This window comes from Photobacterium iliopiscarium, from assembly GCF_003026395.1.
Lineage (GTDB): Bacteria > Pseudomonadota > Gammaproteobacteria > Enterobacterales > Vibrionaceae > Photobacterium > Photobacterium iliopiscarium.
The window spans coordinates 1-25,703 of record NZ_PYOO01000005.1; the positions used below are offsets into that span (position 1 = coordinate 1).

At 39.7% G+C, this 25,703-nt stretch carries 19 protein-coding genes, 1 pseudogene and 2 CRISPR repeat arrays; of the genes and pseudogenes, 17 read left to right on the plus strand and 3 right to left on the minus strand.

The window, feature by feature from the left end; all coding sequences use genetic code 11:
- Window positions 1-797: 797 nt before the first annotated feature.
- Entirely contained in the window at window positions 798-1,028 is a 231-nt protein-coding gene (locus C9J51_RS09410; protein WP_045037784.1) for a PAS factor family protein, read from the minus strand.
- Between the two features lie 338 nt (window positions 1,029-1,366).
- Between C9J51_RS09410 and C9J51_RS09415 the strand changes: the two genes are divergently transcribed.
- The 9 genes and pseudogenes from C9J51_RS09415 to cas6f all read left to right on the plus strand — a co-directional run bounded on the left by C9J51_RS09415 (window position 1,367) and on the right by cas6f (window position 12,318).
- On the plus strand, window positions 1,367-2,017 hold the full coding sequence (locus C9J51_RS09415) for an HAD-IA family hydrolase (RefSeq protein WP_107274990.1): 651 nt from the start codon (window positions 1,367-1,369) through the stop codon (window positions 2,015-2,017).
- 60 nt (window positions 2,018-2,077) lie between these two features.
- Window positions 2,078-2,317 carry a hypothetical protein gene (locus C9J51_RS09420; protein WP_045040989.1) on the plus strand — a complete coding sequence of 80 codons (240 nt, stop codon included), beginning with the start codon at window positions 2,078-2,080 and terminating at the stop codon, window positions 2,315-2,317.
- A gap of 211 nt (window positions 2,318-2,528) precedes the next feature.
- A pseudogene (locus C9J51_RS09425) lies at window positions 2,529-3,146 on the plus strand (RecX family transcriptional regulator); the annotation flags it as partial.
- 24 nt (window positions 3,147-3,170) lie between these two features.
- Window positions 3,171-3,678: a CRISPR direct-repeat array (repeat unit 28 nt; unit sequence TTTCTAAGCTGCCTGTGCGGCAGTGAAC).
- A 202-nt stretch (window positions 3,679-3,880) separates the two neighbouring features.
- Window positions 3,881-4,858 carry a type I-F CRISPR-associated endonuclease Cas1f gene (gene cas1f, locus C9J51_RS09430; protein WP_045040657.1) on the plus strand — a complete coding sequence of 326 codons (978 nt, stop codon included), beginning with the start codon at window positions 3,881-3,883 and terminating at the stop codon, window positions 4,856-4,858.
- A complete protein-coding gene (gene cas3f, locus C9J51_RS09435) occupies window positions 4,859-8,137 on the plus strand; it encodes a type I-F CRISPR-associated helicase Cas3f (protein ID WP_045040658.1) in 3,279 nt (1,092 codons plus the stop codon).
- A 384-nt stretch (window positions 8,138-8,521) separates the two neighbouring features.
- The gene (gene csy1, locus C9J51_RS09440; RefSeq protein ID WP_107274991.1) at window positions 8,522-9,793 is read left to right on the plus strand and encodes a type I-F CRISPR-associated protein Csy1; all 1,272 of its coding nucleotides are present in this window, start codon (window positions 8,522-8,524) and stop codon (window positions 9,791-9,793) included.
- Complete coding sequence (gene csy2, locus C9J51_RS09445) at window positions 9,790-10,740, plus strand: type I-F CRISPR-associated protein Csy2 (RefSeq protein WP_045040659.1); 951 nt, start codon at window positions 9,790-9,792, stop codon at window positions 10,738-10,740. The genes csy1 and csy2 overlap by 4 nt, the downstream gene beginning before the upstream one ends.
- Before the next feature lie 19 nt (window positions 10,741-10,759).
- On the plus strand, window positions 10,760-11,758 hold the full coding sequence (gene csy3 / locus C9J51_RS09450; RefSeq protein WP_107237471.1) for a type I-F CRISPR-associated protein Csy3: 999 nt from the start codon (window positions 10,760-10,762) through the stop codon (window positions 11,756-11,758).
- A gap of 5 nt (window positions 11,759-11,763) precedes the next feature.
- On the plus strand, window positions 11,764-12,318 hold the full coding sequence (gene cas6f / locus C9J51_RS09455) for a type I-F CRISPR-associated endoribonuclease Cas6/Csy4 (protein WP_045040660.1): 555 nt from the start codon (window positions 11,764-11,766) through the stop codon (window positions 12,316-12,318).
- A 180-nt stretch (window positions 12,319-12,498) separates the two neighbouring features.
- A CRISPR array of direct repeats spans window positions 12,499-14,864; the repeat unit is 28 nt; unit sequence GTTCACTGCCGCACAGGCAGCTTAGAAA.
- 181 nt (window positions 14,865-15,045) lie between these two features.
- On the opposite strand, the gene C9J51_RS09460 is transcribed toward cas6f, so the two are convergent.
- Window positions 15,046-15,225, minus strand: a complete 180-nt coding sequence (locus C9J51_RS09460; RefSeq protein ID WP_045037740.1) for a hypothetical protein — start codon at window positions 15,223-15,225, stop codon at window positions 15,046-15,048.
- Window positions 15,226-15,468: 243 nt separating this feature from the next.
- The gene (locus C9J51_RS09465) at window positions 15,469-15,900 is read right to left on the minus strand and encodes a hypothetical protein (RefSeq protein ID WP_045037786.1); all 432 of its coding nucleotides are present in this window, start codon (window positions 15,898-15,900) and stop codon (window positions 15,469-15,471) included.
- A gap of 431 nt (window positions 15,901-16,331) precedes the next feature.
- Between C9J51_RS09465 and C9J51_RS09470 the strand changes: the two genes are divergently transcribed.
- The 8 genes from C9J51_RS09470 to C9J51_RS09505 all read left to right on the plus strand — a co-directional run bounded on the left by C9J51_RS09470 (window position 16,332) and on the right by C9J51_RS09505 (window position 25,519).
- Window positions 16,332-18,407, plus strand: a complete 2,076-nt coding sequence (locus C9J51_RS09470) for a TonB-dependent siderophore receptor (protein WP_045040656.1) — start codon at window positions 16,332-16,334, stop codon at window positions 18,405-18,407.
- 183 nt (window positions 18,408-18,590) lie between these two features.
- Window positions 18,591-19,364 (plus strand): DUF3450 domain-containing protein, encoded by a 774-nt coding sequence (locus C9J51_RS09475; RefSeq protein ID WP_045040655.1) that lies wholly within the window; start codon window positions 18,591-18,593, stop codon window positions 19,362-19,364.
- Between the two features lies 1 nt (window position 19,365).
- Window positions 19,366-20,733 carry a MotA/TolQ/ExbB proton channel family protein gene (locus tag C9J51_RS09480; protein ID WP_045037743.1) on the plus strand — a complete coding sequence of 456 codons (1,368 nt, stop codon included), beginning with the start codon at window positions 19,366-19,368 and terminating at the stop codon, window positions 20,731-20,733.
- Window positions 20,733-21,266 (plus strand): MotA/TolQ/ExbB proton channel family protein, encoded by a 534-nt coding sequence (locus C9J51_RS09485; protein WP_045037744.1) that lies wholly within the window; start codon window positions 20,733-20,735, stop codon window positions 21,264-21,266. The genes C9J51_RS09480 and C9J51_RS09485 overlap by 1 nt, the downstream gene beginning before the upstream one ends.
- The gene (locus tag C9J51_RS09490; RefSeq protein WP_045031104.1) at window positions 21,263-21,667 is read left to right on the plus strand and encodes an ExbD/TolR family protein; all 405 of its coding nucleotides are present in this window, start codon (window positions 21,263-21,265) and stop codon (window positions 21,665-21,667) included. The genes C9J51_RS09485 and C9J51_RS09490 overlap by 4 nt, the downstream gene beginning before the upstream one ends.
- Complete coding sequence (locus tag C9J51_RS09495; RefSeq protein WP_045037745.1) at window positions 21,667-22,317, plus strand: energy transducer TonB; 651 nt, start codon at window positions 21,667-21,669, stop codon at window positions 22,315-22,317. The genes C9J51_RS09490 and C9J51_RS09495 overlap by 1 nt, the downstream gene beginning before the upstream one ends.
- Window positions 22,317-23,504 (plus strand): tetratricopeptide repeat protein, encoded by a 1,188-nt coding sequence (locus C9J51_RS09500; RefSeq protein WP_045040654.1) that lies wholly within the window; start codon window positions 22,317-22,319, stop codon window positions 23,502-23,504. The genes C9J51_RS09495 and C9J51_RS09500 overlap by 1 nt, the downstream gene beginning before the upstream one ends.
- 365 nt (window positions 23,505-23,869) lie before the next feature.
- Complete coding sequence (locus C9J51_RS09505; protein ID WP_107274992.1) at window positions 23,870-25,519, plus strand: phosphoethanolamine transferase; 1,650 nt, start codon at window positions 23,870-23,872, stop codon at window positions 25,517-25,519.
- The last annotated feature ends 184 nt before the right edge of the window (window positions 25,520-25,703 follow it).

A 25,703-nucleotide genomic window follows, 5' to 3' on the forward strand; every position in this document is an offset into this window, starting at 1 on the left:
GGTGTAAAGGAAAATCCGCGAGCCATCAGTTACATCCTAATTAAATATAGTTTCTTATAATTAGATGAACATACTGCAATAACCATCAGGATTGTGGGCGCTGTTGATCCTGAAATATGGGAATAGGGTTGATTTAACAAATAATCATCAATAATGAATTGTAAGTTTTAGATTTGAGAGTTTATTGCTGGTGGAATGGTTTGCTTTTTGAGGACTATATTTAAGAGTTAAAACATTTGGCTGTCCACAATTAGGTGTGTGCCTTCAAACAACGTATTGGTGGACATTGGTGTAAAGGAAAATCCGCGAGCCATCAGTTACATCCTAATTAAATATAGTTTCTTATAATTAGATGAACATACTGCAATAACCATCAGGATTGTGGGCGCTGTTGATCCTGAAATATGGGAATAGGACTGATTTAACAAAGAATTATCATAATGAACTGTAAATTTTAGATTTGAGAGTTTATTGCTGGTGGAATGGTTTGCTTTTTGAGGACTCTATTTAAGAGTTAAAACATTTGGCTGTCCACAATTAGTAGTGTTATTTGAGAACTAAAATATATGGCTGTCCACAATTAGGTTATTGTCCACAATTAGTGTTATTTGATAACTAAAATATATGGCTGTCCACAATTAGGTGACTTAAGAGAGTAGCCCAAGGATAATAACCTTAGGCGTTTATTTATATGTTTGATAAATATAATTAATACTATTTATTGTGTTGATTTAAGCGCTTGTTACCCTAGTTAAATCTAGAATGCTTATTTTATATTTTGAGTGATTTTTGTTGATTTATTTTTCAGGTGTTTCAAGTGCTTTAATGGCAATGTTTAAAGTATTATTAACATCAGCATTGCTCTCAAGTAGTCCTGAACTTGCAGGACCAAGTGCGTTTGAATATAAGTCTCTTTGTTTATTTAATGGTAGATCTAATTGGTCGTATAAGTTCTGACGAATTTTTGCATGTTGTTCTGGTGCATTATTCGATAGATCTATCAAAGTGTCATAAATAAGACTAGCAATGTTATCCATAGTCGTTCCTTAATTATTGAATGGGTTGTGTATGGGTTATATCTACCAAATGGGTAAACGTCTGAGATATTAATCACATAATGATAAGAATGAGTGTAAACAATTGCTTTTTTGACTATTATTTGCTCCTTTATTCTTCAGCTAATAGGTACTCTGTTTTTAGAATAACGATGCTTATTACTTTATTATATTAGTTCATTTTTTGAAGGTAAGTCGTTAATGTCGCCATGATTGATCACTAGGTTGATTACAGGAGTTGGCATCAGATATTTACCTTGTAAGGTTTAATCGGTAATGTGTTCTTCAATGAAATTAAGGAGATGATGTGAATGATTAAATTCGATTGTTTTATTTTTGATGTAGATGCGACGTTGGTTGATACAGAAACCGTGATTGATAACATTTGGAAAACATGGGCGAAGGGTGTTGGTATTGATTTTTCTTTAGTACAGCAGCATATTCATGGTCGAAAAATTGAAGAAACATTAAGATGTGTGAATAGTGTATTGGCTAATGACGGGCAGATATTAGCTGTTAAATCGATTGCTGTTAATGAAATGAAGAAAGCGACGGCAATCCCGGGTGCACTGGAGTTTGTTTCTAAATTAGATCAAGGTTCATGGGCAATTGCAACCAGTGGCCCTAGAAAGATAGCATCTACCAGTTTACATGCTGCTGGTTTTGAACTGCCCCCTGTGATGGTGTGTGCCGAGGAAGTGAGTAAAGGTAAACCCGAGCCTGAACCATTTTTGGTCGCGGCGAAGATGTTAAACGTGTCTCCTGAACAATGTGTCGCTTTTGAAGATTCTCCTGTAGGAATAAAATCCGCCAAGACGGCTGGTTGCTATACCATCGCTCTTCTTACCAGCCATGATGTAGTTGATTTAGCCGAGGCCGATTTGATTATTGATGGCTTTGATAGTTTAATTCTATCTAAAGTAGAGGATAAATATTGCTTAGCTATTCGATCAAATATATAACCTATTAAATAGGCTGTTTTAATAATAATTAAAGGTATTTCCTTTTCAAAGAGATTGGTTATGTTGTGGTTTTTAATGATAACGTTGCCGCTAGTATTAGCCGGCATTCATAAATTATTTTTGGTCTTTGACCTATATCCACGTAATAACAGCATGTATATTATTCCGGCGATTATTATCAGTTACTGCTTATTTGCCGTTCATTCTGCATTTGATCGTGATGCGCTACCTGCGGTATTAATTGCTATTTATTATATTGGTCTAACTGCGATTACAGTGCGAGCAACCATACGTCGGTAATATTCCTCTTAAATAATATATCGACGCGTATTTTTCATTACTAATAAAGACTAATAATATGAAGAAACCGTATCCTGCAAAAACCATCCAAAATGTGATTAACAGTGCGATTTATCATTTAAATTTACGGGATCATACTGAGTATGAATTGCGAAAAAAATTAGAAGCTAAAACAGAGCAACAAGATTGGATAGAGACTGTATTGCAACAAATGAAAGATTTTGGTTATGTAAAAGAAGATCTTCAATTTGCACTGCACTTTAGTGAGATGGCTTTTTCTAATGAACATGGACAACAGTACATTAAACAGAAATTAAAAGGTAAAGGTATTCCTGCAACAATCATTGAAGAAGCATTAATTGATATTATGGAGAAAAAACAAGTGTCTGAACTTGATATGATCAAAAGTCGTTTAGATAGTTATGATGATTTTAGTCAAACCACCAAAGAGAAAATAACCAACGATCTCACTAAGCGAGGGTACAGCTTTCAAGATATTTCAAGAGCAATTTCTGAGCATGATGCCGCCGATACGCTATTGAGCAAAGCTAAAATTAAAGGCATGAATGCTGATCTTGAAACCGAAGTATTGAAATTGGTGAGAAAGCTCAAAGGCAAAACAGTCATCAAGCAAGAGCTTAAAATGAAGCATGTTGATATTACTAACCTTGAGCAAGTCTTCTATGATTTAGAGGAAGCGGGTGAGGTCGATTTTTATGAAAACTGCCAATTAGTGTTAGCGAAAAAGCGGTTTGATTTGTCGAATTTTAAAGATAAAAGTAAAGCCTATGCCTACCTGTCATCAAAAGGTTATGGCTCAGATGAAATCAAAGAAGCGATGGCAGCAGCAAGTAATTAAAACTGCCTGTGCGGCAGTGAACTCATCTTCTTGCTTGCTCAACTGTTTCTTATGTTTCTAAGCTGCCTGTGCGGCAGTGAACGCAGCCGCTAAACTATGCCAATCATACAGAACTTTCTAAGCTGCCTGTGCGGCAGTGAACTTCTGAGTATTCAAGCATGTCAGCTGAAATACTTTCTAAGCTGCCTGTGCGGCAGTGAACAATGGAAGTATTGCGGCTAAGTTCTCAACATTTTTCTAAGCTGCCTGTGCGGCAGTGAACTTCAAGTATTAAAATAGCTGCGCCTATCCAGCTTTCTAAGCTGCCTGTGCGGCAGTGAACAACCCAAAAAATAGCGACTTCGTTAACGTTCATTTCTAAGCTGCCTGTGCGGCAGTGAACTTTCTAATGGTGCATATATAGAGCCAGTAGCATTTCTAAGCTGCCTGTGCGGCAGTGAACGCGGGGACTTATGGCTAATACATTTATCCCCTTTTCTAAGCTGCCTGTGCGGCAGTGAACTGAAGCGTAATTAGTATAAGTGATTGCTTATAAAAGCTAAACCACAAATCCTCGCTAAAAACCCTTTTTTAAACTGATATTTTAAGTTGTTGTTTTATATGGTTTGAATAAGTGCCAAATAAAAAAGGGTATTTGTGATTACACTCTAAACGAATTATACGCATTATGTATATAATTCGTTTTTTTATTGTTGGTGATTGCTATGTGCGCTAAGTCTTTCACACCGAGTGAGCTAAAAACGATTATTCATTCTAAACGTGCCAATCTTTATTATTTACAGCATTGCCGCGTATTAGTGAATGGTGGGCGGGTTGAATATGTCACTGACGAAGGTAAGCAATCATTATATTGGAATATCCCCATAGCAAACACGACAGCCATAATGCTCGGAACTGGCACGTCCATTACTCAGGCCGCAATGCGCGAATTAGCTAAAGCTGGCGTGCTAGTCGGTTTTTGCGGTGGTGGCGGAACGCCGTTATTCTCAGCTAATGAAGTAGAGCCTGATGTTAGTTGGTTAACACCACAATCAGAATATCGACCAACCGAATATCTTCAATGGTGGGTCAGTTTTTGGTTTGATGATACGAAACGATTAGAAGCTGCGATCCTATTCCAGAGAGTCCGATTACAACAAATAAAGAAAGTGTGGTTATCAGCAACCATGCAGCGTGATAATCATTTCATTATTGAAGAAGACAAACTGAACCATATTTTATCGGCGTTTGAAAATAAACTCAGTCATTGCCAGAACAGCACTGATTTATTGTTATTAGAAGCCGTCATGACCAAAGCCTTATATAAACTCGCAGTCAATACGGTGAAATATGGTGAGTTTACTCGTTCGTCGCGAGGAAATAGTACCGATATTGCCAATCGCTTTTTAGATCACGGTAACTATTTAGCGTATGGCTTAGGGGCGACCGCGTGTTGGGTTATTGGATTGCCACATGGGTTAGCCGTTTTACACGGAAAAACCCGTCGAGGCGGATTAGTGTTTGATGTTGCTGATTTAATTAAAGATGCGATAGTGCTTCCAAATGCTTTTATTGCCGCAATGGCCGGGGATGATGAGCAAGAATTTCGTCAACGATGCCTAAATGGATTTAGAAAAGCCAATGCATTAGATGTGATGATCGATGCCATTAAAGACACAGCACAAGCGGTTGCAAAATTATAAATGAATATTCTTCTTATCTCTCAATGTAATAAAAAAGCCCTTGATGAAACCCGTAAAGTGCTGGATCAATTTGCAGAACGTAAAGGTGATCGCACATGGCAAACGCCGATTACCTTAGAAGGGTTAAAAACATTACGTCAGTTGTTAAAGCAAACCGCTAGGCGGAATACTGCGGTGGCTTGTCACTGGATTCGAGGCGCAAATAATACCGAACTAATGTGGATTGTCGGTAATAAACGTCGTTTTAATGAACAGGGTACAGTACCCACAAATACAACTGAGCGTAATATTCTGCGTTCGGAAGATGAAAATGGCTGGCAAAGTAACTATGCCGTTGCGTTAATGGCATCACTGGCGGGTTTATTTCATGATGTAGGTAAAGCTAACAGCTTATTTCAACACAAACTAACGGGTAAAGGCAGCATTGCCGAGCCATTGCGGCATGAATGGCTATCGTTGTTGGTTTTTCAAGCATTTGCAAAGAATAAAACCGATGATCAATGGCTAACAGAATTAGCGGATTTATCACCACAAAAAATTAGCAAGATTGTTAATGATGTACACTATACCCCAGCGTTGTCACCGTTTATTGGCTTAACCGAATTAGCAAAAACGATTGGATGGTTAATTGTTTCTCACCACCGCTTACCAACCTATCAACTGTCAGACTTTAAGCCGACAATTGGTGATTCAGATGATTGGTTAGAACAAAAACTGTGCCCTGAGTGGAATGCAAAAAATCATAAAAACCCTGAGTTAATCGCAAAAATAGCGGATAACTTTATTTTCCCTCATGGAATTCCACTACAAAGTCAAACATGGCAAAACAAAGCCCAACAATTGGCGAAACGGGCATTGGCACATCCTAATCTGCGTAATTTTGGGCGGTGTGAGAACGCATTTCCACTGCACATGGCACGATTATGTTTAATGCTTGCTGATCACTGTTATTCCTCAAGCATGCCTGTTATTGCTTGGCAAGATCCTCTCTATAAAGCTTATGCAAATACCGATCGTAAAACGGGGAAATTAAAACAAAAATTAGATGAACATAATATCGGAGTAGCGCAATTAGCCTATCGATTAAGCTTAGGCTTGCCTAAATTACGGTTGAGTCTACCTGCGATTACTCGGCATTCGTTATTTAAAAAACGTACCACAATCAATAAATTTCGCTGGCAAGATAAAGCCTATGATTTGGCGTGTTCGGTGCGTGATATTTCTGAGGTACACGGCTTTTTTGGGGTCAATATGGCGTCAACAGGGTGTGGTAAAACCTTTGCCAATGCGCGAATTATGTATGGATTAGCCAATCAACAACAAGGCTGTCGATTTAGCATTGCTTTAGGACTGCGAACATTAACCCTACAAACAGGGGATGCACTCAAAGATCGTTTAAAACTGGATAGTGATGATTTAGCGGTGTTAGTCGGATCGCAAGCGGTTAAAGATCTTCATGAAAGTAAGCTCACAACTCAGCAACAAGCAAAAGAGCAACAAACAGGTAGCGAGTCGGAAGCGTTATTTTCAGAGCATATGTATGTCAGTTATGACGGCAGCCTTGATGATGGTCACCTTAGCCAGTGGCTCAAACAAAAACCCACTATCCATAAATTGGTCAGTGCGCCAATTACAGTAAGCACCATTGATTATTTAATGCCAGCCACAGAAGGTACGCGTGGCGGACAGCAAATTGCACCTATGTTGCGATTATTTACAGGGGATCTCATTCTTGATGAGCCTGATGATTTTGGTTTAGAAGATTTACCCGCATTATGCCGTTTAGTGCATTGGGCGGGTATGTTAGGTTCACGCATCTTATTGTCATCAGCGACGTTAGCACCGTCATTAATTACTGCGTTATTTAAAGCCTATTCTCATGGTCGTCAGCAATATAACCATAGCCACGGCATTACCGAAACAACAGTGCAATGTGGTTGGTTTGATGAATTTAATGTGCAAGCAGCTTGTATTGATGATGCTGATTTTAAACAGCAGCATATCCAATTTATTACTCAACGATCAAAAACGTTAAGCCGTAAATCATTACCCTTACGTCAAGCTGAGTTAGTGCCTTTAGACGTGGAAAAATTAACAAAAACCGATGCGGTTAATTATCTATCAAGCCATATTCAACAGGCAATTTACACCTTAGATGAACGCCATCGTCAAGTTGCACCAAACGGTAAAACCATCTCGATTGGCTTAGTGAGAATGGCAAATATTGAACCCTTAATTGCGGTGGGTGAGTCGTTATTATCAATGCCGACACCAGATAATACCTGTATTCATTATTGTTTTTATCATAGCCAACATCCAATGGCAGTCAGAGCGCATATAGAGCAACAGTTAGACGCGGTGTTAATGCGCGATCCTAATGATCCACAAGCGATATTAGAGTTACCTCAAATCAAAACTGCATTAGAACAACAGCCTCAACAACATCATATTTTTGTGGTGGTCGCCACTGCGGTAGCAGAAGTTGGGCGCGATCATGATTATGATTGGGCTGTGGTTGAACCTAGTTCAATGCGGTCAATTATTCAGCTGGCAGGGCGTATTCAGCGTCATCGTCAATGTGTGCCTAATTCGCCAAATATTATGATATTAAGCAAAAATATTAAAGCGTTATTAGGTGCAGATGTTGCTTATTGTAAGCCAGGATTTGAACAGCCAAAAAATGACATAAATAAAGGCCATTTGCAGTTAAATCAGCATGATCTGACTCAGCTATTAATGGCTGATGATTATCAAGTTATCTCCGCTTATCCACGATTTATGGAACCGACAACATTAAAGCCACCATTTAGTTTAATTGAGTTAGAACACTACGCACTGATTTATACCTTATTTAAAGACAGCGCTAAAAAAGTCGAATATTGGTGGTTACAACCTTATTTACACTTATTCGGCGAATATCAGAGCCAAACACGGTTTCGACAATCTCGACCGCAAACGGAATACCATTTCTTTATCGATAATGAAGATCAAGCACTGAGCATTAAAGTGCGTGATGAATATAGCGGTGATTTTGTAAATAAAACCGAGCTGTTTCACCTTGCGGCGATAGACAATATTGCGAGTGGAAATCAAGCGTGGTTTGATTGTCAATACAACGCAGTGTATGACGAGTTAAGTGACATCTTTGATAAAGACAGTGAGCAGATCAGTGAATTATTTGGTGGTATTAATCTTAATGATTCGAATAAAACACCCCGATTTTATTACCTTCCGTGGCTAGGTGTATTTGAGGGTAAATATAGGCATTCAAAAAATTGAATATGATGAACTAGATACTACTAGTTCATCATTGCTACCTGTACGGTAGTATAAATAAGTACAACATACTTCTAAGCTGCTTGTTCGGCAGTTTTTTCATTGTACTCATTGTATCAGTTAAAGACAAATACATGATTAAATTATTTAGTACTACATAGGTTGATTTTATTTTTTTGTTATGTATTATCATGCATAGTTTATTGTATATATAGGTGATATGAATGAGTGCAAGGCAAACAAGGTTTTTAGATTTTATGTTGAAAGTTTTGACTAAAGTCTGTAGTCAATTAGCTATCCAGTGTCTCCGTTGGATTATTGATATTTTATTTTAGATTTAGAGAGTAGTGGCGATATCTTTTGCTAAAGGTGAAATAGGGAGTTTCTATGCCAATACACATCAGCACATTGATTCAAGCGTATATTGAACAACGGCGTCAAACGAAACTTGATGAAATAGAAAAGAAAAAGAATGTCAAAAATGGAGTGTCAGAAATTGAATTAGCGACCTTGAATGAACAGATTCAAACAGCTTATCAAGATTTTGATATACAAATATGGCTGACAAGTGCTGCCGTGAGAGCTAAACAAATCAGTTTGGCAACTCATGCGGTGAAGTTTACTCATGGTAGTGCGAAAGGTAGTAATATTTTAGCATTAGCTTCTAATACTGATGCGCCATATCTTGATTCTTCAGCAATAGTAACTCCCGCAGTCGATGCTGTGGGTAATGCTGCTGCATTAGATGTGGCGAAGTTACTCCAGCTTGATGATAGAAATGCTACATTGGCTGTTTATTTATCACAAGGGGACGATCATGTTTTACGTCCTCTAGCGAGTAGTGATGAACAATGTCAATTGTGGGCTGATGGGTTGCGTCAAGCATTGGAAGTTAAAACACCCAGTAGTCATACCTTAGCCAAACAAATTTATTTCCCTATTGGCGATAATCAATATCATCTTATTAGCCCGTTATATTCCTCTGCTTTAGCCCATGAATTATTTCATCAGGTACAACATTCCCGTTTTAGTGATGAGATGAAAGCCGCGAGGGATGCGCGTAAGAAAAATCAACCAAGTGATGTTGATGTGGTGCGTTACTCTAATTTAGCGGTAACGATCAGTGGGGGGTCAAAGCCCCAAAATATCTCGCAATTGAATTCTAAGCGTTACGGTAAAACCTATTTATTCCCTTGTACTGCGCCTGATTGGAAAAGCCAATATCAACCACCCATGTTTGGTTCTAATTGGTTTGATAGCCGAGAAGTGGGACGTGATACCTATTATCTGGTTAAGTTACTGGCTGAGTTTTTAGTTAAAGTGAAACTCTTAGATAGCAACATTCGTATTCGTCAACGCCGTGATCAATTAGCTGATCAGATCCTTGATAGTATTTTAACCTTGGCAGCGCCTCATCAAGTGAATGCAAAAGGTTGGAGCGAAACCAGTGAATTATCACCAGCACAGCAATGCTGGCTTGATCCACAAGCCGAACACCTTTATAGCGGTGATTGGCAAACTGAGATCAGTCGTGATTTTGGTTTATGGCTCAATAATCGTTTAGAAAAGGCCAGCCAGCAACAATTAATGTTAGGCAGTGAAGCATTACAACATTGGCAAGCATTATGTCATGACGCTATTCGTGAGGCAGGACGATGAGTTTATTTATTCTTAAAAATATGCACATTGAAGGTGCAAATGCGATTGCAGGTTTTACTTATGGTTTTCCTGCTATTACTCAGTTTTTAGGGTTTGCGCATGCATTATCACGCAAAGTTGAGCCACAACATGGGATCAGCTTTGATGGTTGTGCCGTGATGTGCCACCAACATCAAGTGCATGCTTATCGGGGCAGTGATTGGGATGATTATGGTTTTTCATTAACCCGTAATCCGTTAGCGAAAGACGGTAAAACAGCGCCTATTGTTGAAGAAGGAAAAATGAATCTTTGTGTGTCGTTACTGATTGAATGCAAAGGCTTCAGTGGCGGTAACAGCGACCAAGAACAACGCATCAGTGACGCCATAAAAACGCTGGCATTAAGTCAACGTTGTGCTGGTGGACGTATTACCCATATTGAAGCGTGTCAATTTAAACCAATGCCGAATGAGGAAAGTGATTGTCGCAAACTTTTACGACCATTGTTACCTGGATTTATTTTATGTGATCGTAGCGATTATCTACAGCAACATGCTGAAAATAAAAATGATAGTCAAAATATGATCATGAATTGGCTCGATTTTATTGCAGTAGGTTATCGCTATGAAATGCCCACTGATAGTGACAATGTAGAAGCGGAACAAGGCAAGTGGAAGTCTATAACTAAGCCTCAAAGCGGCTATTTAGTACCACTGATGATTGGTTACAAACAAATTAGCGATGTATTTGCTGCCGGAGAGGTGGCTAACGTTCGTGATAACACAACCCCATTTGCATTTACTGAGGCTGTTTATAGTGTCGGTGAGTGGATAGGCAGTCCGAGTCGGGTTGAATCTATCAATCAAATCTTATGGCGTTATCAATATAGTTCACCGTATTACTTATGCCGCGCCCAACAATCTATTCATTCTATTGAAAGTAATGAAGATTTCGACTTTTCTTATTAAATAGCCAAGGATGTATACAATGACAACGAAGTTAACCACACCATCAGTATTAGCTTTTGAAGGCAAATTGGCTTGCTCAGATGCCGTAATGGCAGCGGGTAATTGGAATGAAATAGCCACTAGCGCAAATTGGCAGCCTATCGTAGTTAATGAGAAATCAGTACGCGGTACGATCTCTAACCGTATGAAAGGGCCTAAAGCGAATGATCCGGCTAAATTAGATGCTGAAATTCAAAAGGCAAATTTACAAACAGTAGATAATGCTGCGTTACCGTTTGATTGCGATACGCTTAAATTAACCTTTACGTTGCGTGTTCTCGGTGATTTAAATGTGCCATCTACGTGTAATAGCCCTGATTACCAAGCGGCATTAAGTCAATTGATTAAAGGCTATGTTACTGAGCATGGGTTTAAAGAATTAGCAACACGTTATGCTACTAATCTCGTTAATGGTCGTTTTTTATGGCGTAACCGCGTTGGGGCTGAAAATGTAATGGTGACAGTACAGCACCATGATCAACAGTGGACGTTTGACAGTTTAGATTACAGCCTACGTCAATTTACTGCTGCAAAAGGTGATTTAGCGGCATTATCAGCGGTGATTGAGCAAGGATTACTTGGCGAAAAAGCAACCTTATTAACCGTGACTGCTTTTGTACAATTAGGTCATGGACAAACAGTATTCCCATCTCAAGAATTGGTTATGAATACGGGCTCTGGTGATAAGAGTAAGTATCTGTATCAACTAAATGGTCAAGCGGCAATGCACTCTCAAAAAATTGGTAATGCATTACGCACCATTGATACATGGCATCCTGAAACAGAAGAAGTTGGACCGATTGCCGTTGAACCTTATGGCTCGGTCACTAATCGCGGTAAAGCGTACCGTCAGCCTAAAGAAAAAACAGATTTCTATAACTTATTAGATAACTGGTTATTAAAAGATAAAGCGCCTGAATTAGAGCAACAACATTATGTGATGGCGATGTTGGTGCGCGGCGGTGTATTTGGAGAATAGCGATTATGTTGTATTACATTGATATTCAAGTGCTACCAGATTTGGAAACTTCTGCGGCAGTATTAATGAATAACTTATTTGCTAAATTACATCGTCAAATAGCAACTGTTGGTAATGGTGCTGTGGGGATCAGTTTTCCTAATGTGCATAAAACATTAGGTGATACGTTACGTTTACACGGTTCTCAAATAGCACTTGAACAAATGATGGCGAATACTTGGCTTAAAGGGCTAAGAGATTACACGCATGTAACGACTATTACAGAAATTCCGAGTGACATCAAAGGTTATCAAACCGTTAAGCGTGTACAGACTAAAAGTGCCAATAATAAGCGTAAGCGTTCAATTGCTAAAGGTTGGATCAGTGCTGATGAAGCGATCCATGCTATTCCTGATACAGCAGAGCGTAAGTTAACTTTGCCTTATGTTCAAATACAGAGTTTATCTAATCAGAATGTGATGCGAGTATTTATTGAGCACAGCCAAGTTGTGAGTGCTGCAACTGACGGTGTATTTAGTAGCTATGGATTAAGTGCCACCGCAACGATCCCTGTATTTTAAGTGCTGTTTTGATTGTAATAGCAATAATGGGTTAGATGAGTAGTCATTTAACCCTTTTTTTTAGCCGTTATTAGTTGTATTTAAAATCAATGACTTATAATCAGCAGATAAAAAAGGGGTAAAAGAGGGTTTTTAGGGTTTTATTTAAATTAAACAATCGCTTATTATAGTTAAGCTTCAGTTCACTGCCGCACAGGCAGCTTAGAAAAGCATCTAGATAAGCCGTCTTAGCTTCTCGTAGTTCACTGCCGCACAGGCAGCTTAGAAAACGCCCGTTGTATATTGAGTCAAAGTCAATACGTTCACTGCCGCACAGGCAGCTTAGAAATCTTAGCTTTAATTCTTCTAATATTTCGTCTAGTTCACTGCCGCACAGGCAGCTTAGAAAGTTGATATGAATTCGAAAGAGTTTCGATACACGTTCACTGCCGCACAGGCAGCTTAGAAATTCACAAGACAAGCTGAATCAAAAAAAGCTTTGTTCACTGCCGCACAGGCAGCTTAGAAAACCGATAATTCCGTTAACCCACGGATTGTAACGTTCACTGCCGCACAGGCAGCTTAGAAAAATGAATCATCATCAGTCTTTTTAATTTCTGGTGTTCACTGCCGCACAGGCAGCTTAGAAAAGCTAGTACTTGACGGATTTAAACAGGCGTACGTTCACTGCCGCACAGGCAGCTTAGAAACACTAACATACCACCTCTTAACCGGTCTCAGCGTTCACTGCCGCACAGGCAGCTTAGAAACTTTGCCATTACTTTATTGAATTGGCTTAAACCGTTCACTGCCGCACAGGCAGCTTAGAAATAGAAATAAGGGGCTTTTTTGTGTCTATATATGTTCACTGCCGCACAGGCAGCTTAGAAAATTAAGAAACCAAGCTGATTTATTTAGTGGTTGTTCACTGCCGCACAGGCAGCTTAGAAAGTACATGGTGGTAATAAATCTCACACTTATTTGTTCACTGCCGCACAGGCAGCTTAGAAAACTGAAGAATGCACCCAATGATTCAGCATCGGGTTCACTGCCGCACAGGCAGCTTAGAAATGACGGTGCTGAAAAAAGCGCTGGACTACGAAGTTCACTGCCGCACAGGCAGCTTAGAAAAGAGTATCAGAACGACAACTAAAGAGTTTTATGTTCACTGCCGCACAGGCAGCTTAGAAATTTCTGGTAATCACTCAGTAACCATTAAAGTTGTTCACTGCCGCACAGGCAGCTTAGAAAGAAAGCATACCGGACACAGCAGCAACAGCGCAGTTCACTGCCGCACAGGCAGCTTAGAAAAACAAAGTGAGAACTAACTTTAAAAAGTTCACGTTCACTGCCGCACAGGCAGCTTAGAAATTTTGTGGCGAACTTTTTACGAATGCGCTTACGTTCACTGCCGCACAGGCAGCTTAGAAAGCTAGCACCCCATGACACGGCATCATGCGCGAGTTCACTGCCGCACAGGCAGCTTAGAAATGTGACTTCTATAGCTACTCCCCAATCAGTTCACTGCCGCACAGGCAGCTTAGAAATTAGTAAAGGTTGGCTTAATTGCCACATCAAAGTTCACTGCCGCACAGGCAGCTTAGAAAACAAAACAAAACTTCGCCAAACAGATAAATGAGTTCACTGCCGCACAGGCAGCTTAGAAATTATCACTTATTGCTAGTGAACCATCGATTTTGTTCACTGCCGCACAGGCAGCTTAGAAAAAGACGTAAACGGAATTCAGAAGAAACACTATGTTCACTGCCGCACAGGCAGCTTAGAAAACATCAGGTAATGACATAAGATTATCTTTTTCGTTCACTGCCGCACAGGCAACTTAGAAAGCTATATTAAACATAAACTAGCCTTATCACTTGTTCACTGCCGCACAGGCAGCTTAGAAAATTCATGTCTGCAATTTCACCCGTCATACGTTGTTCACTGCCGCACAGGCAGCTTAGAAAGTCATCTATCGGTGATTACATCCTCAACCTTAGTTCACTGCCGCACAGGCAGCTTAGAAAAGATAGTAATTTAGCAAACGCAAAATTTAAACGTTCACTGCCGCACAGGCAGCTTAGAAACAATTACTATCAGGGGCGGCTGGCACTGTAGTGTTCACTGCCGCACAGGCAGCTTAGAAAATATTAAAGGGTTTAACGCTGACGTGTTGAATGTTCACTGCCGCACAGGCAGCTTAGAAAGTATCCGCATGCAAGGTAATGCGCCTGAAGATGTTCACTGCCGCACAGGCAGCTTAGAAATGTCGGGGATGGCTCTGCTAGCTTAAGGTCATGTTCACTGCCGCACAGGCAGCTTAGAAAAGACAGCTCCATCATGATGCCCTGATGCACCCGTTCACTGCCGCACAGGCAGCTTAGAAAGAATGCAGCGCCAATGATACCGTTGTAATTTGGTTCACTGCCGCACAGGCAGCTTAGAAAAGCTCAAACGGAAATTGCCACTGTTGACATGAGTTCACTGCCGCACAGGCAGCTTAGAAATGAAGATGGGAATGTGTTTAAAAACCTATACAGTTCACTGCCGCACAGGCAGCTTAGCAACATTCAATGCGATTGGCTTTGAGCTTGTAAATGTTAACTACGGTACTGGTAGATTATTAAACAGGAAGGGCATAACGATAACGATAAATTGAATGGAGGGGTGAAGCGGTTAGATTTAAATCAAAAGGTTAACCATAAAGTCCACCATTCGCTGGACTTTATGTTGTCAGTTACATGCTGTTTACTGATTATTCTCATGTTCAAATTCGATCCACGCTTTTTCTAATTCAATGAGACTGGCTGTGATTTTAGCTTTGTCTTGTTTTTGAATGATTAATTGTCGAACGTGCTCTTGCTGTATAAAAATATCCTGACGTTTATTGTCTACAAAGTAGTTTCTTAATCCTTTTGCCTGATCCATATACTGATGTCCAATATAAAACGGTGTATATTAAAATAGTACATTTATTGTGGTTATTCTCAAGTGTTTGATGGGCTGAATGGATAGTTCGTACGTTTATTTGCTTATGGCGTATCAAGACTGAAACAGTTTATGCCATTATATAAAGGGGAAGGGATGTGACAAATTATGCTAATTTTATAGATTGGGTCGGCTAAAGAAGAAATACCCGCCATTAAAGCTTAATAACGGGTACAGATATCGCTATCGAATAACGTTTTTGAAGTGCTTCTTACGTGTAAATAAGAAGTCTACATCTGGCGGGAAGTCTTTATTGTTTTTAGCATGTGTCATCATGTCAAAGACTTTAAATTCCGCTAAGACAGCAAAGGAATAAGGGATAAATTCACCTTCGCCATTTGCTTGTAAAGTAGGATCGTAATACTTACCATCTTTAAAAATAATCGCTTGGTCAATGATTGTTGCTTCATTACAGCGATAACCTAAAACATAGCGCTCACCACGACAATAAATCACATTCATATAACTATTATAGAATGTTTCATTTTCAGTCGTAGTACAGGCCGCTAATACCTCAGGATCCATTGCCTCTACCGTTACAATACGGACTTTCTCGGCAATAAAATTGCGTTCTTCTAGTTGTTGATGAATAGCTTCAAGACTTAATTGAGTCACTTTTAATACCGCAGAAATCAATAAAAACGGCCGAATTATACGCTCGTTTGTTCTAAATGTCTTCGAAAAAACAGTACTGAGTACGGAATAATTAATAGTTATTAGAGGGCGAATACTGCCTGATTTGAGAATAGATTGTATTTATTGATAGTGAATTGATTATCAATTGTATTTGTTGACAAAAAATTTACGAATGCAAAGAATGTAAATTTAATGCAAATGGTAATGGTTATCACTTATATTCTTGTTCTGAGTTTGGCGGCATCATTTGATGGTGACAAACAATCAAGACTACTTGGACAGTGAGTCGGTGCTGATATTGAGTATCTTTAAAAGCCTACAGAGGTTCGCTTTTAAAGATGCGGTATTAAGTAACAACACAATTCAATTGGTTTTATTCTCAAAGATACGGTAATTGGAGATAACGGAATATGTTTTCTAAAAGTCAGCTAACACTATTGATTGGTGCGCTATTATCAGCGCCGATGGCTCATGCAGAAATGACAGACACCGATGAGCATATGGTGGTCACTGGACGTGATTATGGCTATAAGGCTGACACGAATTCGACCGCAATGCGAATGGAGATGACCCAATTAGAAACTCCAGGACAAGTTGCCGTTATCGATGAGAAGCTAATTGATGAGCAACGTGCAAGTACGCTAGGTGAAGTGTTACAAAACGATGCCAGTATTTCAGCGGGTGGCACCAGTCGTAACCGTGAACGTTTTTCTTTACGTGGTTTTGAGTTAGGCAGTAGTAGTGGTTTCTTACGTGATGGCCACCAGCATTGGTCGCATTACCGCCAACCGGTTGAGTTATTAGAGCGTGTTGAAGTCATGAAAGGCCCTGCGGGTTTGCTTTATGGGCAATCAGCACCCGGTGGCTTAGTTAACATGGTGTCAAAGAAGCCAACCTATGAAACACAAATGAATTTCAGCCAAGATGTGGGTTCCAATAATCATACCCGCAGTGTGTTAGATGTTAGTGGTTCGCTAAATGCCGATCAAACATTACGTGGACGCGTGGTATTAGCGAAAGAAGATTACGATTCATGGCGTAAGTTTAGTGATGGTTCAACGCCATCAACGGATCGCTTTGTTGGTGGTATGTTCCTTGATTATGATGTTAACGATAACGTGACGGTGTCACTGCATTATGATCGTACTCAAGATAAGGGCAGTGTGGATTCTGGCGCGTATATTGTCGATGGCAAGCCGGTAATGGGTCGAGATCATGTATGGGATGCCCAATGGTCTAAAATTGATAACGATGTTCAAAATACAGGTTTTGATGTAAAAGCACAGCTAACTGATACATGGGCATTAAATACGGGCTTTAACTACCAAGATTTTGTGCGTAATGACAAAGAAAGTTACCCTAATTTTAGTAAATTTGAAGAAAATGGCACGATTAAACAAGGTGGTAGTGATCGCCATGATGAGTGGGCATTTAAAACAGCTTACACCGATTTTGTGGGTGAGTTTGATACGTTAGGCATGCAACATCAGTTACTAGTGGGAGCAAACTGGTTAGGCTATAGCTACGATCGTTTCCAGCGTTCATTTGATTCCGTGGATGTTAAGCCGGGTCAAACAACACCCGCACCTGTGTATTCAAATAAAGATCCGAAAGTATCAAATTCTTCATACGATGCTTGGGGTTTCTATGCGCAAGATATGATCACCTTGAATGATAACTGGCAAGTGCTGGCTGGCATTCGTTTTGATCGTCAAGTGAAGAGTGGCATTGCTGAAGAAGCGGTATCACCTAAATTAGCCGCAATTTACCACCCAGCAGAGAATGGCTCTATTTACTTAGCTTATTCTGAAAGTTTTGAGCCTCAAGGGGTGGTGTCATCTGATTACACCAATGCGGGAGATAACCTTGATCCTCTACGTGGTAAGCAATATGAGCTAGGCACGAAGTGGGAATTATTGAATAAGCGTTTATTTGCAACAGCCGCAGTATTTAATATTACGCAAGAAAATTCAAAGATTGCCGTTGGACCTGACAATAATCAAACGCTAACCCAAGCGGGTGAACGGGTACATAATGGTGTGGAGTTTGCGTTACAAGGTAACATTACTGATAAACTAAGCATGAATGCTTCTGCAATGTACCTTGATGCGGAATACACTAAAGATCAGAATTATGAAGGTAATCGTCCTGTTGATGTGCCTGAGTTTGCAGCAAGTGTGTGGTCAACCTATAACGTGACACAGGCGACAGATGTCAACCTTGGGGTTATCTATGAAGGTTCACGTTTTGGTGATGCCGCCAATACCTTTAAGAAAGACGGTTATACACGTGTTGATGTGGGTGTCGCTCATACTTATAAATATGACGGTAAATTGGATATCATTGGTCGTGTAAATGTAGAGAATTTATTTGATACTGATTACATGGCGGGTGGCGGTTCAACCAGCAAAGACTATGTGGGCGCAACAGGTGTAACGCTTGGTGAAGGGCGTAACTTTATGGCAACCATTGAGTTTAAGTATTAATAAGTAGTTGAATATTTAAGGGGAAGTATTAACTTCCCCTTGTTGTGATCTGAATGTGGTGGCCTATAAACTGTTAATCATAATAGTTATTGTTTATAGTTCGCCAATCTTGGATACTTTTTATTTTTAACATTCCCTTTTTTGTTTTTTTTGGTTATTACAGATAACGATTGATTAAATATTATGAATTTTATTAAAACTAGCCTTGCTATTGTTATTCTCAGCGTCACCACGGGTGCTCACGCTTCTAATCTTGATAATGCGCGTTCGATTGAAAATAGTACCAATACCGCATCTGCTGTGAGTCAAAATAAGATCGATAAAAGTGCAGATTCTGCATTGGCAATGAAGGCCAGCATGGAACAACTGCAAGAAGAAGTGAAAAACTTAACGGTTTATCATGATCACTTAGCGCGATTGGTTAAAAATCAAGCGCAAGAAGTGACGTCTATTGATCAACAAATCACCGACATTAAGCAGACTCGTCAAGGTGTGGTGCCATTGATGTACCAAATGATTGATGGATTGAAGACCATTATTGAGAACGATAAGCCAATTAAACGCCAAGCGCGTTTAGCCCGAGTCAATAAACTTGAAACCATGATGTCACAAGCTGATATTAGCGATGCTGAAAAATTCCGTCGTATTTTAGAAGCCTACCAAATTGAAATGGATTACGGTACCAAGCTTGCTGCTTACCAAGCGAAAATCACCCTTGCTGATAATAAAACGATTGAAGTGAATGTGTTGCATTTAGGTCGCATTGCCTTGGTGGCTCGAAGCTTAAATGGTAGCCATTACTGGAGCTGGAATACTGCCGCTAAACAATGGCAGCCTGTTGATGCAAGTGATGGTGCAAACATCGATAAAGCGTTTGCGATTGCTGATAACCAAGCTGCACCCAGCTTAATTACCTTACCTGTTTCAGGCGTATCAACTAGCGTAGAGAGTAAATAACATGAAATTAAAAACGTTAGTTGCCGCATTATGTATCGCAAGTTTGCCATTGACCGTTAATGCCGAATCGGTAGTAAAACAAGCTCAGCAAGAGCATAGCCAGCAGGCTCAGCATAATGTTCAACGTGAAGCGGGTTTTAATAGCACTCATCATAATATTAAAGCGCAATACAATGCGTTATTAGCTGAGCGTAATAAATTAAAGGCTGCCACAGAAGTATTAAGTACAACCTTTAGTGCGAATGAACAACGTTTAGCGACGTTAGAACAACAATTACGATTAGAAAGCGGCAGCTTAGGCGAGTTATTTGGTGTTGTACGTCAAACCGCCAAAGAAGTACAAGCTGAACAACAACATGCTGTAACTGCGATTGATAACAGCCAAGATAATGCCGTTGTGAATGAGATTGTCGCGGCGAAAGTCTTACCATCAATGGTGCAATTGCAAGGTTTATGGCAAGCAATGACTGATCAGATCGTTGCGAGCGGGCAAATTGCTAAAGTCACTGTGCCGTACATTAACGGTGATGGTGAACAAAGTGATATTCAGGCATTGCGTTTAGGCAGTATTGGTTTAGTCGGCGACAATGGTTATTTACGTTGGGATGGCAGCCAACATGTAGCAATGGCGTATTTACAGCAACCTGAACATGCACCGACATTGGATGATTATGATCAATTAATCTCTACGGGCAATGACATGCTGGTGGTCGATCCTTCACGTGGGGTGATGCTAGAGCAATTAGCCCAAGCACCGACATTAATGGATCGTCTACAAGCAGGTGGCGCGGTTGGTAAAATCATTCTATTGCTACTGGCTATTGGTGCAGGTATTGCGATTTTCCGTGGTGTGAAATTAGCCATTATTCGTCAACAAATTAAAGCACAATTAAAACAACCTTCTAAGCCGGGTAATAATCCATTAGGTCATATTTTAGCTGTTTATAACAAAGAACAAAGCCGTAGCGTTGAAGCGTTAGAATTACGTTTATTAGAAGCGATTGTTGATGAACAGCAAGGATTAGAGAAAGGTCTGTCAATGCTGAAACTGTTTGCTGCGTTAGCGCCGATGTTAGGTTTGCTAGGTACAGTAACCGGTATGATTGAAACCTTCCAAGTGATCACTCAGTTTGGTAATGGTGATCCAAAAGTAATGGCGGGGGGTATTTCAATGGCACTGGTGACTACGGTTCTAGGCTTAGTGGCGGCAATGCCATTGCTATTGGCGCATAACATTTTAAGTTCGCAAGCTGAAAATATTCGTATGATCCTTGAAAAACAAGGTATTAGCTTAGTGGCGGAACAAGCCGAGAAAAATGACCAAAGCGGTATTAAAAATTCTGGCATGACAACTGAACAGGCCGCCTAATGGATAGCAGCGTATTACAAACGTGGTGGTTATCACTGTCGCATTTTATGGCGCAAGGCGGTGTGATTTTATGGTGGTTAGCCGCTGTGGTTGCGGTGTTGTGGTTATTGGTGTTTGAACGGGTTATTTACCTTGTGTTTTACTTTCCACAACAACAGCAACAATGGATAGCATTATGGGCAGCACGTGCTGATCATCAATCTTGGTATGCTCATGCAATTCGAGATGGCTGGTTGAGTGATGCTAAAATAGCGTTAAACAAAAACCTTAATTTTATTAAAGTGTTAGTCGCTATTTGTCCCATGTTAGGTTTACTTGGTACGGTTACGGGTATGATTTCAGTGTTTGATGTAATGGCAACCCAAGGCAGTAGCCAACCGCGATTGATGGCGTCAGGGATCTCACTGGCTACACTGCCAACTATGGCGGGCATGGTGGCAGCACTAGCGGGGATGTTTATTCATGCTCGATTGGCAAAAGCGTGTCAAATGCGTGAATTGAAATTAGAAAAATCATTAAGGAGTCAACAATGAGACTCAGCCGTCGCTCGTCAGTGCGTGAAGATGCACAAATAGATTTAACCTCGATGTTAGATATCGTTTTCATCATGTTGATTTTCTTTATTGTTACTAGTTCTTTTGTGCGTGAATCTGGGGTTGAAGTGAATCGCCCGCAAGCAAGCCATGTGGTTAGCCAAAAAGATGCGGGTATTTTTGTCGCTATTACCGCAGCAAATGATATTTACATCGATAAGCGAGTGGTTGATCCTGAACGTGTTCAAGCAACCTTAGAACACATGTTAACAGAACAACCTGATGCGGCATTAGTGATTCAAGCGGATGAACATGCTTATAACGGTACGGTCGTTAAGGTGATGGATGCTGCAAAAGGTGCTGGAGTCAAAAATATTGCCTTGGCTGCGGAGAAAAACTAATGATGCGCATATTGATGGCGTTGCCATTGGCGCTCGCGGTGGCTTTAGGTCTGTTTACGCTGATGGCATGGATGGTCGATAACGGTAATCATCAACCTCAAGATAATGCACCGCCGTTAGCGTTTAATATGGTGATGGTAGAACACGAACAAGCGCCACAGCGTCGTCAGCGTGTTGCACCACCACCGCCAGAAACGCCAACGCCACCACCTGAAGCGCAACCGTCGCAGTCACAAGCGGCAACATCAACGACGATGCCAATGGCGTCAATTCCTAGCTTAGGTTTAGATACGTCTATTCATGGTTTAGCGGTTAATGCGCCTAAATTTACTGATTTCAGTAGTGCTGCCGCGATAGGTAACGGATTAGGTAAATCTCAACAGGCGATGCCTCTTTATCGCGTAGAGCCACGTTATCCATCACGTGCTTTACGTCAAGGTAAAGAAGGGTATGTGGTGCTTAAATTTACCATTGATACCCAAGGTCGACCAATCGATATTACGATCATGGATGCCAAGCCCCATCGTTTATTTGATAAAGAAGCGATCCGCGCATTACGCAAGTGGAAATACCAACCACAAGTTGTTAATGGCACCGCAATGGCACAACAAGGGCAGACAGTGCGCCTTGAATTTAGGTTAAATCAATAATGAAAAAATTAGCTTTTATTATCGCGTTAACCTTGTCGGCTTCACTGCCATTATCAAATGCTTATGCAAGTGGTGGTCAGTTATCACAAGCGACAGCCCACAAGGTACAACGCGCTAATGACTTACAATTAAATGATAAGCTTACTCAAGCCATTGCACTGTTAGCTGAAATGAACCCACGTTCTGCTTACGATAAAGCGTATGTGCAACGAATGCTGGGGGTGTTTTATTGGCAGCAAGGGAAACAGTCACAAGCTATTTCTCTGTTAACAAAAGCGGTGAACAGTGGTTTGTTGCATGACGATCAAGCATGGACGACTGAGCGCATGTTGGCGGATATTTTGTTGTCTGATGCTAAATATAGCCAAGCATTACCGCATTATTATAAGTTAACCAAAAATATTCCTGCCAAACAAAAAGGGGATGAGTTGTGGTTACGCATTGCTCAAGCGCATTATCAGCAATCACAGTGGCAGCAAGTGTTAACCGCGATGAAGCATTATGATGGTTATCGTCTTAAAGACACGATGTCACCGTTATCGATTAAGCTTGGGGCACAGCTACAACTTAAACAGTGGCAAGGTGCTTCGGCAACATTGAATCGTTTAATCGCACTTGAACCAAATAAGTTAATTTGGTGGCAGCAATTAGCCAGTATTCAAATGCGAACAGGTAAAAATGCTGATGCATTAGCGACATTAAAGTTAGCAAAATACCAAGGGGTGGCACTGAGTCAGCAAGATCTTAAAGTATTAGCCCAATTGTATGCTCAACGTGGTATTCCAGAACGTGCAGCGGAACAAATAGCCGCATTGAAAGATGCCAATAGTGATAAGACGTTATTAATTGAACAAGCTAATTACTGGCAAATGGCTCGGGAATGGAACAAAGCAATCAAACTATGGACAAAAGTTGCGGCGAAAGATAACCACTACCGTTGGCAGTTAGCACAATTGTTAGTTCAAGAAGGTGATTATAAACAAGCCTTGGTTGAGTTAGATCGAGTTAAACGTAAAGACAAACAGGCTGTGGTAGAATTAGCGAAAGTTAGGGTTTATTACAAAATGAATAATCTCGATCAAGCGATTATTCACGCTAAACAAGCAAATAACATTCAACCATCTTCTGCGGCGAAAAGTTGGATTAAATATTTAGGCCAAATGCGAAAAATAGATGTAAATGCTTAAATAGATATTGTAATGATTAAAGAGATTGTTATTTGTAGAAAAGCGAGCCATTGAGCTCGCTTTTCTTATTTATAAGACAGGCTGATACTTTTTTCTGTTTATAGTAAATAACATGTATTCTTTATCATTACCTGAAATTAGAACTCTTTAATAATAATAACGAATGCTGGTTATCAAAAGAGATGGTGCAGGTTATTGATCATGAAACTATATAGAGCTATTTACTGGTGTAGTTTCTATACGGGTAAATACTTCTTACGTATAGCTATTTAATGCTATTATTCATATGAGCATATAAGTATACTTGTGCGCATAAAACGTGTCTTCTCTGACATTTGGCTATGCTATTATTTTAGGTTAAATAAATGAAGTGTTCTTCTTCTGTTTTCAATAAAGAAATGAATTATAATATTTTAGTTTTCTGTATCGCTATATATTTTGGGATTGTTTTAAATATTCCATTATGGCAAACATTTTATGAAATACTGTCAAAGTTAGAGATAGTGAGTGTGGGATTTATAATATCACTGCCTATATTTCTTATTGCGGCTCTTAATATTATATTCCAACTTTTAGCATGGCCTTATATTGGGCGTGTTTTGTTTAGTGTGCTTACTTTTGTTTCAGCTATTACTGCTTATGCGTCATATCATTATGGGATTATTTTTGATTATGGAATGATGGAGAACATTTTCGAGACCAATAGTGGTGAAGCAGCATCCTATTTTAGCTTATCTGGCTTTATCGCTATTATTATTATTGGTGTTGTTCCTTGTTTGTTTATTATTGGTGTAAAGATAAAAAAACAATATTTTATTAAAACGTTTGTAATATATAAATTAATATCAATTGTCGTATCCATTCTTATCATCATTTTAATTGCGGCTTTGTTTTATAAAGATTATGCGTCAGTAGGGCGTAATAATAAATATCTTAATCGCGTGATTAATCCGTCTTACGTGTATACTGGCATTAAGTATATTGATAGAACCTATTTTACTAAACCTATCCCTTATCAAAAAATTGGGACAGATGCTAAGTTGGTAACGACGGCAACATCTAATGGTAAGCCTACTTTATTTGTGTTTGTTCTCGGTGAAACCGCACGTTCTCAAAATTATCAAGCCAACGGTTATGCTCGCCCCACCAATCAATATACTCAATCTGATAATATGATTTCGTTTAAGAATGTCACTTCATGTGGAACGGCAACCGCTGTGTCTGTGCCGTGTATGTTCTCTGCAATGAATCGCAGCAACTATAAAAAAGCCATTGCTTATAATCAAGATACCTTTATTGATATTCTGCATCGTGCGGGTATTTCAATACTGTGGAAAGAAAATGATGGTGGTGACAAAGGTGCTGGAGATCGTATTCAAAAGATAACCTTAAACCATAGTGCAACAGATCCTTTATGTGATGGCGAATCATGTCTTGATATGGCGTTATTGAATAACTTTCATCAAGAAGTAGCGAATATGAAGGGTAATAAGTTTATTACGTTACATATTATGGGAAGCCATGGGCCAACATATTACAAACGTTACCCTAAAGATCGCGCGTTTTTTAAACCAGATTGCCAGCGTTCGGATATTGAAAACTGCACCAAAGAACAAATAGTGAATAGTTATGATAATACTATTTTGTATACCGATTATATGATCAGTCAATTGATCCAACAGTTAAAAGGTTACAGTGATAAATACAATACGGCATTGTTCTATATTTCAGATCATGGAGAATCATTAGGTGAAGGTGGGCTGTATTTACATGGTACGCCTTATAGTTTAGCGCCTAAATACCAAACAACAGTGCCAATGATGATGTGGTTCTCAAAAAGTTTTACTCAAGATCGCGGTTTAAATCTCACTTGTCTTGAGAATATAGCGAACAATGCCAAGAGAGGGGATTATTCACAAGATAATGTGTTTAGTTCTATGTTAGGTATTATGAATGTAAATACGTCTGTTTATAAACCGAAGCAAGATCTTTTCCGTCAGTGTCGTACTCATTAGACGGGTTATATGGATCAACGTTAAATCTTACAAATTACCCCTAATGATTTTTTATTAGGGGTTTATTTTTTATCGCCTTTATTATCCTCGCACCTCGCACCTCGCACCTCGCACCTCGCACCTCGCACCTCGCACCTCGCACCTTGTTTCTTGTAACGCATTTCTAACCAACGTAAACAATGTA

Coding starts and splice junctions, on each gene's coding strand:
- C9J51_RS09505 (WP_107274992.1), top strand. CDS start 23,870: ATGAAGTGTTCTTCTTCTGTTTTCAATAAAGAAATGAATTATAATATT.
- C9J51_RS09500 (WP_045040654.1), top strand. CDS start 22,317: ATGAAAAAATTAGCTTTTATTATCGCGTTAACCTTGTCGGCTTCACTG.
- C9J51_RS09470 (WP_045040656.1), top strand. CDS start 16,332: ATGTTTTCTAAAAGTCAGCTAACACTATTGATTGGTGCGCTATTATCA.
- C9J51_RS09490 (WP_045031104.1), top strand. CDS start 21,263: ATGAGACTCAGCCGTCGCTCGTCAGTGCGTGAAGATGCACAAATAGAT.
- C9J51_RS09495 (WP_045037745.1), top strand. CDS start 21,667: ATGATGCGCATATTGATGGCGTTGCCATTGGCGCTCGCGGTGGCTTTA.
- C9J51_RS09415 (WP_107274990.1), top strand. CDS start 1,367: ATGATTAAATTCGATTGTTTTATTTTTGATGTAGATGCGACGTTGGTT.
- csy3 (WP_107237471.1), top strand. CDS start 10,760: ATGACAACGAAGTTAACCACACCATCAGTATTAGCTTTTGAAGGCAAA.
- cas3f (WP_045040658.1), top strand. CDS start 4,859: ATGAATATTCTTCTTATCTCTCAATGTAATAAAAAAGCCCTTGATGAA.
- C9J51_RS09485 (WP_045037744.1), top strand. CDS start 20,733: ATGGATAGCAGCGTATTACAAACGTGGTGGTTATCACTGTCGCATTTT.
- csy2 (WP_045040659.1), top strand. CDS start 9,790: ATGAGTTTATTTATTCTTAAAAATATGCACATTGAAGGTGCAAATGCG.
- C9J51_RS09475 (WP_045040655.1), top strand. CDS start 18,591: ATGAATTTTATTAAAACTAGCCTTGCTATTGTTATTCTCAGCGTCACC.
- C9J51_RS09480 (WP_045037743.1), top strand. CDS start 19,366: ATGAAATTAAAAACGTTAGTTGCCGCATTATGTATCGCAAGTTTGCCA.
- csy1 (WP_107274991.1), top strand. CDS start 8,522: ATGCCAATACACATCAGCACATTGATTCAAGCGTATATTGAACAACGG.
- C9J51_RS09420 (WP_045040989.1), top strand. CDS start 2,078: ATGTTGTGGTTTTTAATGATAACGTTGCCGCTAGTATTAGCCGGCATT.
- cas6f (WP_045040660.1), top strand. CDS start 11,764: ATGTTGTATTACATTGATATTCAAGTGCTACCAGATTTGGAAACTTCT.
- C9J51_RS09460 (WP_045037740.1), bottom strand. CDS start 15,225: ATGGATCAGGCAAAAGGATTAAGAAACTACTTTGTAGACAATAAACGT.
- cas1f (WP_045040657.1), top strand. CDS start 3,881: ATGTGCGCTAAGTCTTTCACACCGAGTGAGCTAAAAACGATTATTCAT.